12 protein-coding genes are annotated in these 14,681 nt (G+C 61.8%); 10 read left to right on the top strand and 2 right to left on the bottom strand.

Annotated features, from left to right (window positions below):
• Nucleotides 1-203 precede the first annotated feature (203 nt).
• From J3P93_RS25045 to J3P93_RS25005, 9 genes are all read left to right on the top strand, one after another.
• The gene (locus J3P93_RS25045) at nt 204-821 is read left to right on the top strand and encodes an NUDIX domain-containing protein (RefSeq protein WP_093105471.1); all 618 of its coding nucleotides are present in this window, start codon (nt 204-206) and stop codon (nt 819-821) included.
• Nucleotides 812-1,264, top strand: a complete 453-nt coding sequence (locus tag J3P93_RS25040; protein WP_090280686.1) for a DUF1249 domain-containing protein — start codon at nt 812-814, stop codon at nt 1,262-1,264. The genes J3P93_RS25045 and J3P93_RS25040 overlap by 10 nt, the downstream gene beginning before the upstream one ends.
• Nucleotides 1,265-1,364: 100 nt before the next feature.
• Nucleotides 1,365-2,180, top strand: a complete 816-nt coding sequence (gene cpdA / locus J3P93_RS25035) for a 3',5'-cyclic-AMP phosphodiesterase (protein ID WP_434593005.1) — start codon at nt 1,365-1,367, stop codon at nt 2,178-2,180.
• Between the two features lie 321 nt (nt 2,181-2,501).
• Entirely contained in the window at nt 2,502-3,110 is a 609-nt protein-coding gene (locus J3P93_RS25030; RefSeq protein WP_434593002.1) for a YqiA/YcfP family alpha/beta fold hydrolase, read from the top strand.
• Between the two features lie 41 nt (nt 3,111-3,151).
• Nucleotides 3,152-5,059 (top strand): DNA topoisomerase IV subunit B, encoded by a 1,908-nt coding sequence (parE, locus tag J3P93_RS25025; RefSeq protein ID WP_434593000.1) that lies wholly within the window; start codon nt 3,152-3,154, stop codon nt 5,057-5,059.
• Nucleotides 5,059-6,048, top strand: coding sequence for an esterase-like activity of phytase family protein (locus J3P93_RS25020; protein WP_434592998.1), 990 nt, complete (start codon nt 5,059-5,061; stop codon nt 6,046-6,048). The genes parE and J3P93_RS25020 overlap by 1 nt, the downstream gene beginning before the upstream one ends.
• Nucleotides 6,045-6,569: a retropepsin-like aspartic protease family protein gene (locus tag J3P93_RS25015; protein ID WP_434592995.1), complete on the top strand. Its 525-nt coding sequence runs from the start codon at nt 6,045-6,047 to the stop codon at nt 6,567-6,569. Before J3P93_RS25020 ends, J3P93_RS25015 begins: the two co-directional genes overlap by 4 nt.
• 7 nt (nt 6,570-6,576) lie before the next feature.
• Nucleotides 6,577-8,841, top strand: coding sequence for a DNA topoisomerase IV subunit A (parC, locus tag J3P93_RS25010; RefSeq protein WP_434592992.1), 2,265 nt, complete (start codon nt 6,577-6,579; stop codon nt 8,839-8,841).
• Nucleotides 8,842-9,026: 185 nt separating this feature from the next.
• Nucleotides 9,027-9,740, top strand: coding sequence for a PqiC family protein (locus J3P93_RS25005; RefSeq protein WP_090280706.1), 714 nt, complete (start codon nt 9,027-9,029; stop codon nt 9,738-9,740).
• 156 nt (nt 9,741-9,896) lie between these two features.
• On the opposite strand, the gene J3P93_RS25000 is transcribed toward J3P93_RS25005, so the two are convergent.
• Entirely contained in the window at nt 9,897-11,402 is a 1,506-nt protein-coding gene (locus J3P93_RS25000) for an AhpA/YtjB family protein (protein ID WP_434592988.1), read from the bottom strand.
• 133 nt (nt 11,403-11,535) lie between these two features.
• On the opposite strand from J3P93_RS25000, the gene serB reads away from it, so the two are divergent.
• On the top strand, nt 11,536-12,750 hold the full coding sequence (gene serB, locus J3P93_RS24995; RefSeq protein WP_434592986.1) for a phosphoserine phosphatase SerB: 1,215 nt from the start codon (nt 11,536-11,538) through the stop codon (nt 12,748-12,750).
• A 167-nt stretch (nt 12,751-12,917) separates the two neighbouring features.
• Here serB and J3P93_RS24990 read toward each other — a convergent pair whose 3' ends face one another.
• Entirely contained in the window at nt 12,918-14,663 is a 1,746-nt protein-coding gene (locus J3P93_RS24990; RefSeq protein WP_434592983.1) for a molecular chaperone, read from the bottom strand.
• Nucleotides 14,664-14,681: the final 18 nt, after the last annotated feature.

Raw genomic sequence — 14,681 nt, 5'->3', positions numbered from 1 at the left:
GCAAAAAAGTTACCGCTTCGACTCTCAACGAAGCAGTCAGTTCGCCACTAAGCTAATTAGAGTGGGTTTCGCCGTCACCGTCCATCCCGCTGACGGTAAAGGGGCTGCATCAAACGGTGCGGGCGCGTTAGGATGGCGCGAAGTCGAGGTCGTCCGGTCACCCGGCGCAACCTCGTCATGGACTTGTAGTAGAGAGGATGCTCATGACCGATTTTGCCAATGCCATTCCGACCGCCGTCGATATCGTGCGGCGCGAAAAATGCTACGAGGGCTTCTACAAGCTCGATCGTGTGCACCTGCGCCATGAACTGTTCGCCGGTGGCATGAGCCGCGAGATCAACCGGGAAATTTTTGTTCGCCACGACGCTGTGTGCGTGCTGCCCTACGATCCGCAGCGCGACGAAGTGGTGCTGATCGAGCAGTTTCGCGTCGGCGCCATGGGCAAGGCCGACAATCCGTGGCTGGTCGAACTGGTTGCCGGTCTGATCGACAAGGACGAGCAGCCGGAAGAAGTTGCTCACCGCGAAGCGCAGGAGGAAGCTGGACTGGACATCAAGGCGCTGTGGCCGATGACCAAGTATTTCCCCTCGCCGGGTGGCAGCAACGAATTCGTGCACTTGTACCTGGGGCGGTGCAGCACCGAGGGTGTGGGCGGCCTGCATGGTCTGGAAGAAGAGGCAGAAGATATCCGCGTCACGGTCTGGGCTTTTGAAGATGCCTTGCAGGCCGTCCGTGACGGACGCATTGCCAATGCGGCGAGCATCATCGCCTTGCAGTGGCTGGCGCTGAACCGCGCCGAAGTGAGGGGGTTATGGTTGTAAACAAGCTGCGCGATCGTTATCGAGTCGACCTCGTGGGCCTGCAAGCCGCCTGCGAGGCCAACTACGCGCGCCTGATGCGATTACTGCCGGACATGCGCAGCGAACCGGAGGCGCGGCGCATCGCCGTCACCCAGGGCGAGCAGATGCTCGGCGTGCTCGCGCTTGAAGTGTTGCAGACCTGCCCGTACACCACGACGTTGCAGGTGCGTCAGGAACACAGCCTGCCCTGGCTGCCGGTGCCGCAACTGGAAGTGCAGGTCTATCACGATGCGCGCATGGCCGAAGTGGTCAGCGCCGAACATGCACGACGCTTTCGCGGCATCTATCCTTACCCGAATGCTTCGATGTACCAGCCGGATGAAAAGGCTCAGCTCAATCTGTTCCTGGGGGAATGGCTGAGCCATTGCCTAGCGTTGGGGCATGAGTACGAAGTCGTACGCTAGTTGTGAACTGTGTCCGGTTCGCCGGTTTCCTCTTTGCCTGAACCCCCAGCATAATTGCGGCACCTGACCGATTCCGTGCTTTTGCCTTGGGAGAACGCCTTTGCCGAGCGTATCCACGTTGACCACCGCCGATCCGGCACTGCTGGTGCAGTTGTCCGACAGCCATCTGTTCGCTGAAGCGGACGGTGCGCTGCTGGGCATGAAAACCCGCGAGAGCCTGCAAAAGGTCATTGAGCGGGTGCTGGAGCAGCAGCCGCAGATCGATCTGCTGCTGGCCACCGGCGATATTTCCCAGGACGGCACGCTGGAGTCCTATCAACAGTTTCGCCAGATGAGCGCGCAGATCGACGCCCCGGCGCGCTGGATCCCCGGCAACCACGATGAACCGATGATCATGGCGCAGGCAGCGGTGCAAAGTACGCTGCTCGAGCCGGTGGTCGATATCGGCAACTGGCGGGTGACGCTGCTCGACTCAGCCGTGCCGGGATCGGTGCCGGGCTATCTGCAGGACGATCAATTGCAACTGCTGGCCCGCACGCTGAGCGAAGCGCCGGAGCGCCATCATCTGGTGTGCTTCCACCATCATCCCGTCTCGATCGGCTGCGCGTGGATGGAGCCGATCGGTTTGCGCAACCCCGAGGCGTTTTTCGAGGTGCTGGATCGCTTTCCGCAGGTGCGCGCAGTGTTGTGGGGGCATGTGCATCAGGAAATCGACCGCGAGCGCAATGGCGTGCGCTTGCTGGCCTCGCCTTCGACCTGCATACAGTTCGAGCCGGGAAGTGTGGATTTCAAGGTCGGGGAGCAGGCGCCGGGGTATCGCTGGTTGCGGTTGTTGCCGGATGGGCGGTTGGAGACGGGTGTCGAGCGGGTCAGCGGTTTTGCTTTCACCGTTGATTACGGTTCCAACGGCTACTGAGCCGATGATCAAAAGCCCCCTCATCGGAACGCCGCCCGCCCAGCCCTCCCGAAACGTCGGACCGCCCCGAGGCAGAGGGGGCCGACCGAGGTGTCTGATGCTATACGTCGACCGGAAACAGCGGTGGCGATTATGGATTCACAGCAAAGCGTTCAGGTCGGTGTAGCTCTCGAATATCCGCCATTCAGTCCCCTCTCCCTCCCGGAGAGGGCAAGGGTGAGGGCGGCTCTTGCGGTCACACCAAATTATCGAGCCCACCCCCAATCCCGGCGCTTCTCCCTGTAAACTCCGCTATCTTTCGCCGACAGCCAGGGAGCTCACATGTCCGGTTCGATTCTCTATATCCACGGTTTCAACAGTGCACCGGCCTCGAAGAAGGCCTGTCAGCTGGTAACGGTGATGGAGCGGCTGGGTTTGAGCGAGCAACTGCGAGTACCGGCCCTGCATCATCATCCGCGCGAAGCCATCGGTCAGTTGCAGCAAGCGATTGCCGAACTGGGCCGGCCGCTGCTGGTGGGAAGTTCGCTCGGCGGCTACTATGCGACTCACCTGGCCGAGCGCCATGGCCTGAAAGCCCTGCTGGTCAACCCGGCGGTCAGCCCGCACCGGATGTTCGACGGCTATCTGGGCCCGCAGAAAAACCTGTATACCGATGAACCCTGGGATTTGACCCACGACCACGTCGCGGCGCTGGCCGAACTGGAAGTGCCGGCACCGCAGGATGCGCAGCGCTATCAGGTCTGGTTGCAAACCGGCGACGAAACGCTGGATTATCGCCTCGCCCAGCAGTATTACCGCGCCTGTGCCCTGCGCATCCAGGCCGGCGGCGATCACAGTTTCCAGGGCTTTGCCGGGCAATTGCCGGCATTGCTGAGTTTTGCCGGCATTGGCGCCGATATGTATCAGGCAATCGATTTCACCGCACTGTGAAGTCTTGCCCCTATTCAATGAATGACTGACGACGAGACCCTATGGCCACTCCCAGCGCTAGCTCTTATAACGCCGACGCCATCGAAGTCCTCTCGGGCCTCGACCCGGTGCGCAAACGCCCCGGCATGTACACCGACACCAGTCGACCGAACCACCTCGCCCAGGAAGTCATCGACAACAGTGTCGACGAAGCCCTGGCCGGCCACGCCAGATCCGTACAGGTCATCCTGCACGCCGACCACTCGCTGGAAGTCAGCGACGACGGCCGTGGCATGCCGGTCGACATCCATCCGGAAGAGGGCGTGTCAGGCGTCGAACTGATCCTCACCAAGCTGCACGCGGGCGGCAAGTTTTCCAACAAGAACTACCAGTTCTCCGGCGGTCTGCACGGGGTGGGTATTTCTGTGGTTAACGCGCTGTCGACCGAAGTGCGCGTGCGCGTCAAGCGCGACGGCAATGAATACCAGATGACCTTCAAGGACGGCTTCAAGGCCTCCGAGCTGGAAATCGTCGGCACCGTCGGCAAGCGCAACACCGGCACCAGCGTGTACTTCGCGCCGGACCCGAAATACTTCGATTCACCGAAATTCTCCATCAGCCGCCTCAAGCATGTACTCAAGGCCAAGGCTGTGCTGTGCCCGGGGCTGCTGGTCAGCTTCGAGGACAAAGGCACCGGCGAAAAAGTCGAATGGCATTACGAAGACGGCCTTCGCTCGTATCTGGTCGACGCGGTCAGCGAATTGGAACGCCTGCCCAACGAGCCGTTCTGCGGCGCGTTCGCCGGTAATAAAGAAGCGGTCGACTGGGCGCTGCTGTGGTTGCCCGAAGGTGGCGACGCGGTGCAGGAAAGCTACGTCAACCTGATTCCGACTGCGCAGGGCGGCACCCACGTCAACGGTTTGCGGCAGGGTCTGCTTGATGCGATGCGCGAATTCTGCGAATTCCGCAGCCTCCTGCCGCGAGGCGTGAAGCTGGCGCCGGAAGACGTCTGGGAGCGCATCGCTTTTGTCCTGTCGATGAAAATGCAGGAGCCGCAATTCTCCGGCCAGACCAAAGAGCGCCTGTCATCGCGTGAAGCCGCGGCGTTCGTCTCCGGCGTGGTCAAGGACGCGTTCAGCCTGTGGCTCAACGCCAACCCGGAAACCGGTCTGGCCCTGGCTGAACTGGCGATCAACAACGCCGGCCGTCGCCTCAAGGCGAGCAAGAAAGTCGAGCGCAAGCGCGTCACCCAAGGCCCGGCGCTGCCCGGCAAACTGGCCGACTGCGCCGGGCAGGACCCGATGCGGTCCGAGCTGTTCCTGGTCGAAGGTGACTCCGCCGGCGGTTCCGCCAAGCAAGCGCGGGACAAAGAGTTCCAGGCGATCCTGCCGTTGCGCGGCAAGATCCTCAACACCTGGGAAGTCGACGGCAGCGAAGTGCTCGCCAGTCAGGAAGTGCACAACATCGCCGTGGCCATCGGCGTCGATCCGGGCGCGGCGGACATGAGCCAGCTGCGCTACGGCAAGATCTGCATCCTCGCCGACGCCGACTCCGACGGTCTGCACATCGCCACGCTGCTTTGCGCGTTGTTCGTCCAGCACTTCCGCCCGTTGGTCGATGCCGGTCACGTCTACGTAGCGATGCCGCCGCTGTACCGCATCGACCTGGGCAAGGAAATCTATTACGCCCTCGACGAGGCCGAGCGCGACGGCATTCTCGATCGTCTGGTCGCCGAGAAGAAGCGCGGCAAGCCGCAGGTCACCCGATTCAAGGGTCTGGGTGAAATGAACCCGCCGCAACTGCGCGAAACCACCATGGACCCGAACACCCGGCGCCTGGTGCAGTTGACGCTCGGCGAAGATTTCGCCGAGACCTCGGAAATGATGGACATGCTGCTGGCGAAAAAACGCGCCGGTGACCGTAAATCCTGGCTCGAATCCAAAGGTAACCTTGCCGAGGTGCTGGCCTGATGCGGTGTGGCTGGGCCCTGGCGTGTGCGTTGCTGCTGAGTGCGATGAGCGTGTCGGCCGAGCCGTTGCAGGAACTGCGCGTGCTCTCCGAGCATGCCGTTGAGGGCATGCGCGGCGGCAATCTGTCGGGGCTGGCGATGTGCGGCAACGCACTGTGGGCGGTATCGGATCGCGATGACGATCAGATCTATCGACTCAATACCGCCGCTCAGGTCTGGCAGGCCCAAGTCATGCGCATCGACGTGCCGCTGGTGCCGGATACCGGTTTACCGTGGGGGTTACGCTCGCGCAACTGGGCGGCGTCGTTCGTGCGCGGTGGCGATCTGGATTTCGAAGGCATCAGCTGCGACAGCGCGGGCAATCGCTACCTGGTCAGCGAAGGTCATGCCGCGGTCTTGCAGGTACCCCTCATCGGCCCCGCCAACTGGCTGAAGATTTCGCCATTGATGGTGCGTGAAGCACGGGCCAGCGGGATGTTGCTGCATTTCAATGCGATTTTCGAAGGTCTGGCGATCAACCCTGCAGGCGATCAAATGTGGCTGGCCGCCGAACGTCAAAGCCGCGGCTTGCTGCTGATCAAGCGCCAGCAGACGGTGTGGGATTGCGACGGTCGCTGCGTGCTGCTCAGCGAGGGCGGCAAAGAGATGCAGCCGCCGCAGTTCCCCCACGCCAGAGCGGTGGATCGCGACTTTTCCGACATTGCGCTGTACAACGGCAAGCTGTTTACCCTTGAGCGCAACGCGTTCCAGATCTGTCGTCGCGATGCGCAGACGGCCAAAGTCGAGCAGTGCTGGTCGTATGCCGCCGAACTGTTGCAGGCCAATCGCCGTTACGCGCAGAACTACGGACTTGAAGAAGCGTTGATCATCGACGCCAATGGTGCCTGGGTGGGCGTCGACAATAATTTCGGACCGCGTGCCGACGGTGAAGTCCGCCCAGTCGTCTGGCGCTTCGCCGCGCCTGAGGGCGGCTGGGGTGTCAGGCCATGAGCCAGCAGCCACCGGGCAAACGCGCCGGGCGGGTGCTGATGGTGCTCGCCTGGTGCGCGGCGCTGTTTCTCGCTACGCGATTTTTCGGCCAGTGGGAACAGCGTCAGCAGAATCCGAACATCGTCGTGACGTCGGAGCAGGGCGAAGGGTTTGTCGAAGTGAAACTGGCGAGCAATGCCCAAGGGCATTTCGTCGCCAGCGGCCAGATCAACGGCGAGCCGGTGGAGTTCATGCTCGACACCGGGGCGACCGATGTGTCGATCCCGGCGGATCTGGCCAAGCGTTTGAAGCTCGAAGAAGGTTTCGGTGTGACCCTGAGCACGGCCAATGGCCTGAGCCAGGGCTACCGAACCAAAATTGCCCGCCTGCAACTGGGCGACATCGTCTTGCGTGACGTTCGCGCACTGGTGGCGCCGGGGTTGCATGGTGATCAGGTGCTGCTCGGCATGAGCGCCCTGAACAGACTTGAATTTACTCAGCGCGGTGGCACCATGCTGCTGCGCCAGACAACGAACCGATGAGGCCCGCATGAGCGACTCCCTTGATCTCAGCCTGGACGGTGTAGAACGCCGGTCGCTGGCTGACTTCACCGAAAATGCCTACCTCAACTACTCCATGTACGTGATCATGGACCGCGCGCTGCCGCATATCGGCGACGGCCTGAAACCGGTGCAGCGGCGTATCGTCTACGCCATGAGCGAGCTGGGGCTGGATGCCGATTCCAAGCACAAGAAATCGGCGCGTACCGTCGGCGACGTGCTCGGCAAGTTCCACCCGCACGGCGATTCGGCGTGCTATGAAGCGATGGTGCTGATGGCCCAGCCGTTCAGCTATCGCTACACGCTGGTCGACGGCCAGGGCAACTGGGGTGCGCCGGACGACCCGAAGTCCTTCGCCGCCATGCGTTACACCGAAGCGCGGCTGTCGCGCTATTCCGAGGTGCTGCTCAGCGAACTGGGCCAGGGCACTGCCGACTGGGGCCCGAACTTCGACGGCACCCTGCAGGAACCGCTGGTGTTGCCGGCGCGCCTGCCGAACATTCTGCTCAACGGCACCACGGGTATCGCCGTGGGCATGGCCACCGACGTACCGCCGCACAACCTGCGCGAAGTCGCCACCGCCTGCGTGCGCCTGCTCGACGAGCCGAAAGCCACGGTCGAGCAGCTCTGCGAGCACATTCAGGGCCCGGATTATCCGACCGAAGCGGAAATCATCACGCCGCGTGCCGACCTGCTGAAGATGTACGAAACCGGCAAGGGCTCGGTGCGCATGCGCGCCGTGTACCACGTCGAGGACGGCGACATCATCGTCACCGCGCTGCCGCATCAGGTCTCCGGTGCGAAAGTGCTGGAGCAGATCGCCGCGCTGATGCAGGCGAAACCGTCGAAAGCGCCGCAGATCGCTGACTTGCGTGACGAGTCCGACCACGAAAACCCGTGCCGCATCGTGATCATCCCGGTCAACAGCCGCGTCGATCATGAAGCGCTGATGCAGCACCTGTTCGCCAGCACCGAGCTGGAGTCGACCTACCGGGTCAACGTCAACATCATCGGTCTGGACGGCAAGCCGCAGCTGAAAAACCTGCGCGCATTGCTGGTCGAGTGGCTGGAATTCCGCGTGCTGACCGTGCGTCGCCGCCTGCAATTCCGCCTCGACAAGGTCGAGCGTCGCCTGCACCTGTTGGACGGTTTGCTGATTGCCTACCTCAACCTGGATGAAGTGATCCACATCATCCGTACCGAGGAGCACCCCAAGGCCAAACTGATCGAGCGTTTCGCCCTCAGCGAAATCCAGGCGGACTACATTCTCGATACCCGTCTGCGTCAGTTGGCGCGACTGGAGGAAATGAAGCTGCGCGACGAGCAGGACGAACTGCTCAAGGAACAAGCCAAGCTGCAAGCCCTGCTGGGTAGCGAAGCCAAGCTGAAGAAGCTGGTGCGTACCGAGCTGTTGAAAGACGCGGAAACCTACGGCGATGACCGTCGCTCGCCGATCGTCGAGCGCGCTGAAGCCAAGGCGCTGACCGAGCACGATCTGCTGCCGAACGAGAAGGTCACCGTGGTGTTATCGGAAAAAGGCTGGGTGCGTTCGGCCAAGGGCCACGACATCGACGCCACCGGCCTGTCGTACAAGGCCGGTGACGGCTTCAAGACCTCGGCAGCGGGGCGCTCCAACCAGTTTGCTGTGTTTATCGACTCGACTGGCCGCAGCTATTCGGTAGCCGCGCACACCTTGCCGTCGGCCCGTGGTCAGGGCGAACCGTTGACCGGTCGTCTGACGCCGCCGCCGGGTGCCTCGTTCGAATGCGTGCTGATGCCTGAAGACGATGCGCTGTACGTGATCGCCTCCGACGCCGGCTACGGCTTCGTGGTCAAGGGCGAAGATCTGCAAGCGAAGAACAAGGCCGGCAAGGCTTTGTTGAGCCTGCCGAACAACGCCAAGGTCATTTCGCCGCGTCCCGTCGCCGACCGTGAACAAAACTGGCTGGCATCGGTCACGACCGAAGGTCGCCTGCTGATCTTCAAAATCAGCGATCTGCCACAATTGGGTAAGGGCAAGGGCAACAAGATCATCGGTATCTCCGGTGAACGCGTCGCCAGCCGCGAGGAATACGTGACGGACATCGCCGTCCTTCCGGAAGGCGCCACTCTGGTGTTGCAGGCTGGCAAACGCACCCTGTCACTGAAGGCCGATGACCTCGAACACTACAAAGGTGAGCGTGGTCGCCGCGGAAATAAACTTCCGAGGGGCTTTCAGCGGGTCGATACGCTACTCGTCGAAAACCTCAATTAGACGAGAACGCCATCCTAGAGCGCTCGATCTGCGATTAAACACGTAGATCGACGCTTTGGCGCTGGAGTCGGAGCGCATATTCACGGATGATATGGCCTTTCAAGCGCCGGCGTGGCCGAGCGTTCTTCATATTTATTGAGTATTTTCACTGTGGTCAGCCTTGTGGCGGCCACCTGGACGGGATGATGACTGCTCTGCGCCTTCCTCTTTTTTTGTTGCTCGCTGGCGTTCTTGGCCTGGCGGGTTGCAGCGTACACCAGCCGGTGTCGCTGTATCAGCTGGACAGCGGAAGTCCGGCTCAGCCTGCGCAAAGCGCGGGTATGGCAGTTTTGCTGGGACCGGTAGTCGTAGCCGACTACCTGCAACGAGAGACTTTGCTGCAACGCCAGCCCGACGGCAGCCTGCAGGCGGCGACAGACGGTCGCTGGGCCGGCAGCCTTTCGTCGGATATCGATCAGTTGCTGATGCGTCAGGTCGCCGGTCATCTGGACAGCCAGCGTGTAGTGCTGGCGCCGGCGACGACCGGTTTCAATCCGGATGTGCAAGTGTTGCTGACCATCACGCGGCTGGATTCCGGTGCCAAGCAACCGGCGATCCTCGATGCACAGTGGCGCTTGATCGACCGTCGCGGCCAGGTGCGCGATAACCGCATCGTTCATCTGCAGGAACTGCATGCCGGCAGCACCGCGTCGCAGGTGCAGGCACAGGGCATTCTGCTGCAGCGTCTGGCCGAGCAGTTGTCGGTGGCGCTCAAGCCGTTGGCCAATCAGCCTCCGGTGGCCGAAGCGCCGCGCAAGCGCGACGCCAAACCGGCGGCACCAGCGGCCGAAGCTGAAAAGCAGCCGAAGATTCCGATGGCATCGCCGATTCGTACGGATATGGAAGTGTTTCGCTTCTAAGCCTGATTCGAGTCAGAACAGAGCCCGCCTTGTGCGGGCTTTGTTGTGTCTGGGGTTTGGTAGACAAGGTGATGAGCGCGACCTCATTAACGCCACCCACAAAAAAGCCCGCAGACAATCCCTCATCTGCGGGCTTTCGTATTTCAGGCCGGAAGCTTAAGCCCGGCGCTCATGCATCCGCGCCAGTTGCCGCTCGAGCATCGACGGATACGGCTCCATCAACCGTTCGACGCAGCAAGCACCCTCAGGGCTGGCGATCGGGCGGATCCGTGCACGCTGGCGGATCAGCGCATCGTCACTGATCTTGCGCTCGACCAGCAGCAGGTTGCGGCTGTGTTGCGACAGTGCCAGGGCATCCTGCGCCGAGTCGGTCAGCAGCAGGTCGATCTGGCTCAGGCCGAACAACTCGTCGCCCAGCGTCAGGCCCAATTGCAATTGCAGGGTGATGCCGCTGTCCGCGACCTCGATCTGCAACTGATGGCCGAGTGCGCGCAGCAGTTCGCCGCAGCAGATCGCGTTGGTCAGGTAGTCGTCGCCGCAGTCTTCGGTATGGAACAGCATCAGCGTGCTGCCGTCGTTCAGGGTTTCGATTTCGCCCTGATACAGCGAAGCGGCCTGCTCGAGGCAATCGCGATAGCGTTCCTGCAACTCTTCCAGACGCGCACGCGGCAAACGCCGCAGTTGCTCTTGCGAACCGAGTTGCACGGCCAGTACGGCGCTGTGCTGTGGCACGCTCGGGGTCGGCTTGCGCACGAGCGGTTGCGCCGGGGCATCAAGCGATTCGTCGCGCAGGTCGGCAAACGCGTCATCGTCGTCATCATCTTCGACGGTGCTGACCAGATGGCGCGGTGCAGGCTTTTGAGCAGCCATCGGGCGCGTTTCGTCGAAGCTTGGGTCGCGCAGATTGCGCACCTCGAATTCCGGCTCGTCTTCTTCGTCTTCGAACACCGGCTCCGGTTCCGGCGCGGGCTCCGGGGCGTAGCTGGCGTGCAGTTGCCGCGCCAGATCGCCGATTTCATCCTGACGATCGATCCCCGGTGTGTGTTCGTCGATCCGCCGCAGCCATACGCGCAACTGCAGCAATGGTGTCGACAGGTGCCGGCCCATGCGCAAGCTCAGAGCCAGCGACAGCGCCAGCAGAATCCCGCTGAGAATGCCCATGCTTTGCAGGCTGATGGTCATCGGCTGCTGGAACTGATCCATGTCCAGGCTGATGCGCAGTTGCCCGGCAGTCACGTCCTGGAAGGTGATCTTGCTCTCGTACAAACCTTCGGCTTCGCCCAGCAGGCTGTGCTTGGGGCGCTGACCGGATTCGGCGAGGATGCGGTTATCCACGCTGTAGATCGCCGCGTGGGCCACCAGTTTGTTCTTGGTCAGGTTGTTCAGCAGCACGTTGAGGCTGAGGATGTCGTTGGACACCAACAGCTCGGTGGCCGAAGTCGCGGTCTGCGTGGTCAGGCTTTCGCCCAGCGCATCGGCCTGCTGGTGCATGGCCTGCTTGAATTGCAGGCCCATCACTGCGGCATAGATCACCAGGGCCAGAGCGACCAGGATCACGTTATGGCTGGCAATGCGCAATGCAATCGGTACACGGCGGTGGCGCAGTGCACGGAAGATCAGCAGGAAGAAGTTATCGGTTTTAACAGGCGTGGGCCGGTTCACTGAGCTCGGCTCTTTGTCCGTGAAGTTGACGCGCAGTATAGCGACAGGCCCCAGACCGGCAAAGCGCTGGCGGTGCCCGATGGTCACTGAAAGTGCGTAGAATGCGGTTTTTTTCCAGTTGTGGGGGTGCGCGTTGCGCGAAATCGTCCTGATTAACATCACGGGAGTCGACCGGCCGGGTCTGACGGCGGCCATTACCGGTGTTCTGGCCCAAGGTGGCGTGAACATTCTCGACATCGGTCAGGCGGTGATCCACGACACCCTGTCGTTCGGCATCCTGGTTGAAATCCCCGATTCCGAACACGGCAAAGCCGTGCTCAAGGACATCCTGTTCAAAGGCTACGAGCTCAACCAGCAGGTGCGCTTCACCCCGGTGTCCGAAGCGGATTACCAGCAATGGGTGGGTAATCAGGGCAAAAAACGCCACATCGTCACGCTGTTGACCCGCAAGGTCACCGCCGAACAATTGCAGGCGGTCAGTTCGATCACCGCCAGATACGGTTTGAATATCGATCACATCGACCGTTTGTCGGGGCGGATGGCGCTGGACACTCCGGCCGATCAGGGCAAGGGCTGCATCGAGTTTTCCGTGCGCGGTGAGGCCGCCGACCCGCAAGCGCTGCGTGCGGAATTCCTCAGCGTTGCTCAGGAATTGAATGTCGACATCGCGTTCCAGGAAGATTCGCTGTTCCGCCGCAACCGGCGTCTGGCGGTATTCGACATGGACTCGACGCTGATCGAAGCCGAAGTGATCGACGAGTTGGCCAAGGCTGCCGGTGTCGGCGACCGCGTCTCGGAAATCACCGAACGCGCCATGGCCGGTGAACTGGATTTCCGCGCCAGTTTCAAGGAGCGTCTGGCTCTGCTCAAAGGTCTGGACGTCAGCGTGCTCGATTCGATCGGCGCTTCGTTGCGTCTGACCGAAGGCGCGGAAACGCTGTTCGCCGAACTCAAGCGGCTGGGTTACAAAACGGCGATTCTGTCCGGCGGCTTCACTTACTTCGCCAAGCAACTGCAGGCCAAACTCGGCATCGACTACGTGTTCGCCAACGAACTGGAAGTGGTCGACGGCAAGTGCACCGGTGTGGCGATCGAACCGATAGTCGATGCCCAGCGCAAGGCTGATCTGCTAAGGGAATTGGCACACAAGGAAGGCTTGCGCCTCGAACAGACGATCGCCGTGGGCGATGGCGCGAATGATCTGCCGATGCTGGCGATTGCCGGGCTGGGCGTGGCGTTCCGTGCCAAGCCGCTGGTCAAGCAATCGGCGAAACAGGCGATTTCGACCCTTGGCCTGGATGGCGTGCTGTATCTGCTGGGCTTTCGTGATCGTGACGGGCAGGCCTGAGATCTTCATTGCCTGAACGGGCGCCATCGCTTGCAGGCAAGCTCCCACATTGGATCTTTGACAATCCAACAATCCCTGCGGGTGCATGAGAACCAATGATGTTCACACAACCCTGTGGGAGCTAGCCCTGCTAGCGATTGCATCGCCGCCGATCTGGCGGCGAGCATTCAAAGCGACTTCCACAGCGAGTCGAAATCCTCCTCGCTACCGCCATTCTGCGCAGCCTCCAGCGAGCGATAGGCGAATTGATTGAAGCTGTGCGTACTCGCCACGCGTCGGTCCAGCCCGGCACGATGTTCTTCGCCTTGGGTGTTGATCAGCACTTTTTGTCCTTCCTGAAATGGCAACCGCGGCGTCAACAGCGTGGCCGGCAAGTCGATTGCGCTGATTTCCGGCAACAGCAAACCGCGCAGATACTGGCTGTGGTCATCCCCTGAACGCACCAGTTGCAGCCCACAAGGCTGGGCATGCGGCGCCACCAGTTCGATGCCCATCTGCGTGCCGCCTCCGCGCACCTGGCGTATCCAGCGAATCACCGCAATGCTCCAGCTCTGACTCGCACTGTCGCGAATGCCGAGCATTTCCCCGGCCTGCAATTCGGCAGGGACTTCGTTCGGCCACGCCAGGCAATATCCGCCGGGGCTGTGATTGATCACCGGCAAAGCGTAGGTCGGATAATCCGCTGTGGCTTCGCTGCCCTCATCTTCGACCAACTGGTCGTACTGAATTTCTTCGTAGGGCAGATATTCGTCGTTGCTTTGCGGCGCCGCGTCGAAGGCCTGGCTCCAGCTGTCCTTTTCGCCCTTGGCGACCACCTGGCTGAAATTCGCCGGACGGGCTCCGGGGTGCTTGAGCAGTTCACTGAAAGTGCGCCCGCCACCGAGGTAAAAGTGCAGAGCGCTCATGCCCACGCACACGGTCAGATCGCCTTGGCCGGCGGTACGTTGAAAGCTGCGCTCGGCGGTCTGGCCCCAGGTGGCGTGTAAATGCTGCAGGGTATCGAGGCTGAGCCCTGCGGGGAGCGGCAGCGCCGCGGCCGATGGCTGATTCAGATGCGCCTCGATGGTGGCCACCAGCGGTTGCGGATCGAAGCTGAGCAGGCTGCTGCGTTGCTCGCTGCGAAACATGCTGCGGTAACGCGGGCCGACATCCAGTTCGGCGCTGATCGCAAATAGACCGGTGTCCGGCCCCGCGGGCTGCAACTTGAGCAGGGCACTCCATGGCTCTAGCGCCTCGCCCAGCCGGGCAATCTGATTCTGGCGCAACTGATTACACCGGGCGCTGCCCAGCAGCAGCGCAGCGATGTAGGTCTGTTCCAGGCTCAGTTCAGGGGTGAGGCTGGCCAGCTCGTCGCGCACGCGGCGGTGTTGCAATTGCAGGTCAACCGCGCTGCGATAGAGCTGATGCAGTTCGAACCACAGCTGTTCCGGCGGCGCGCTGTACAGCTGGGTGGCGCGCAGCAGTTGGCCTTTCAAGGCATGCGCGGCCCGTTGCAGGGCGGCGCTGACCAGTGCTGCGCGCTCCTTGCGGTACTTCGGCGCTATGCGCAGGACGATCTGTATATAGCCGATCGCCAGATGGCCTTGCAGGGCCTGGCACAGATTGCTGATCTTGCGCGAACGCTCGTCGAGCATGATCGCTTGATGCAGAAAGTGCCGCTCCAGATGCTGACAGACGAAATACACCTCGGGCCGCAGCAATTCGAGCAAGGCGAGGCGGTTGTCGCTGGGCGTGAGCAGTTGATTGAGTTCGCCAAGGCCCTGATACAACTGGCGCGCGGTTTCGCCGATGTTGGCTTTGGGCAGGCTGGCGATCCAGCGCTTGAGGTCGCGCGGGTTCGCTTCGCAAAATGACAGGCGCGGCTGACTCGGAGTCGGGGCACGCAGCCGGAGTGGGGAATTGGTCTGGCTCATGCCAAAAACCATAGCAGC

Source organism: Pseudomonas sp. R3-57, assembly GCF_051132065.1.
Classification (GTDB): Bacteria; Pseudomonadota; Gammaproteobacteria; order Pseudomonadales; family Pseudomonadaceae; genus Aquipseudomonas.
Note: the sequence above shows the minus strand (reverse complement) of the source record. Positions and strands in the feature narration are given on the sequence as shown.

Bases quoted from the DNA above. Each gene is read 5' to 3' on its own strand.
- J3P93_RS25045 (WP_093105471.1), top strand. From the start codon at position 204: ATGACCGATTTTGCCAATGCCATTCCGACCGCCGTCGATATCGTGCGG.
- J3P93_RS25040 (WP_090280686.1), top strand. From the start codon at position 812: ATGGTTGTAAACAAGCTGCGCGATCGTTATCGAGTCGACCTCGTGGGC.
- J3P93_RS25030 (WP_434593002.1), top strand. From the start codon at position 2,502: ATGTCCGGTTCGATTCTCTATATCCACGGTTTCAACAGTGCACCGGCC.
- parE (WP_434593000.1), top strand. From the start codon at position 3,152: ATGGCCACTCCCAGCGCTAGCTCTTATAACGCCGACGCCATCGAAGTC.
- J3P93_RS25020 (WP_434592998.1), top strand. From the start codon at position 5,059: ATGCGGTGTGGCTGGGCCCTGGCGTGTGCGTTGCTGCTGAGTGCGATG.
- J3P93_RS25015 (WP_434592995.1), top strand. From the start codon at position 6,045: ATGAGCCAGCAGCCACCGGGCAAACGCGCCGGGCGGGTGCTGATGGTG.
- parC (WP_434592992.1), top strand. From the start codon at position 6,577: ATGAGCGACTCCCTTGATCTCAGCCTGGACGGTGTAGAACGCCGGTCG.
- J3P93_RS25005 (WP_090280706.1), top strand. From the start codon at position 9,027: ATGACTGCTCTGCGCCTTCCTCTTTTTTTGTTGCTCGCTGGCGTTCTT.
- J3P93_RS24990 (WP_434592983.1), bottom strand. From the start codon at position 14,663: ATGAGCCAGACCAATTCCCCACTCCGGCTGCGTGCCCCGACTCCGAGT.